This window comes from Cognatundibacterium luofuense (assembly GCF_018139685.1).
GTDB lineage: Bacteria > Pseudomonadota > Gammaproteobacteria > Burkholderiales > Burkholderiaceae_D > Undibacterium > Undibacterium luofuense.
The window spans coordinates 1-280 of record NZ_JAGSPN010000668.1 but is presented as its reverse complement, the minus strand read 5'-3'; the positions used below and the strand labels follow the sequence as shown (position 1 = coordinate 280).

Below are 280 nucleotides of genomic sequence, written 5' to 3'. Positions count from 1 at the left end.
AGTTCGGTGTCGCAGATATCACCCTGCACGAAAATATGCTTAGGGTTATCGCGTACGGTGACCAGATTATTCAGGTTGCCTGCATAAGTCAGTTTGTCAAAATTGAGGACTGCCTCATCATGTGTTGCGAGCCAGTTCAATACAAAATTGGAACCGATGAAACCAGCGCCGCCAGTTACGAATATCATTCACCACTCCTAGAAATGCAGTATTTAAAATATAAAGCGGCGATTTTACTGGAAAAATCGGCCAAATCAGCATGTCATTGATTTTTTTGTAA

General features: G+C 41.8%; 1 protein-coding gene. It reads right to left on the bottom strand.

Going from position 1 to position 280, the window contains the following annotated elements:
* The coding region (locus KDM89_RS22120; RefSeq protein WP_212689887.1) for a GDP-mannose 4,6-dehydratase at positions 1–188 on the bottom strand (188 nt) is incomplete at its 3' end.
* Between the last annotated feature and the right edge of the window lie 92 nt (positions 189–280).